1 pseudogene is annotated in these 455 nt (G+C 59.6%); it reads left to right on the top strand.

Annotated features, from left to right (window positions below):
* Positions 1–455 (top strand): annotated as a pseudogene (locus ALO43_RS24165) (diguanylate cyclase domain-containing protein); the annotation flags it as partial.

Genomic DNA, 455 nt, shown 5'->3' with positions numbered 1-455 from the left:
GGTATTGCTCTGGGTCGCCGAGCAGTTCAAGGACAGCATGCGCCCCTATGATGTTCTGGCGCGCATTGGCGGCGACGAATTCACGGTCGTGATCGATGGGCTTGATTACCCCGAACAGGCGGCCAAAATCGCCGAAAAGCTCATTGAACGGGTGTCGGGAAGACGCCAGGTCGACGGTGTCGATATCACCTTGGGTGCCAGTGTCGGTATTGCGACCTTTCCGGACTGCGGCTCGAATCTGGACGGTTTGCTGCGTGCGGCAGATATCGCCATGTACGAGGCCAAGCGTGCAGGGCGTCAGTAATACCGGTTCTACGACCAGAACATGAACGGACGCGCCCGCTCACGGCTGATGCTTGAGGAAAGCGTGCGCACGGCCATCGATGGCAAGGATTTTTCGGTGGTGTACCAGCCCCAGGTCCACGTTGCGGATGGCCGCCTGCGTGGTTTCGAAG

This window comes from Pseudomonas tremae, from assembly GCF_001401155.1.
In the GTDB taxonomy this organism is placed as follows: Bacteria; Pseudomonadota; Gammaproteobacteria; order Pseudomonadales; family Pseudomonadaceae; genus Aquipseudomonas; species Aquipseudomonas tremae.
Note: the sequence above shows the minus strand (reverse complement) of the source record. Positions and strands in the feature narration are given on the sequence as shown.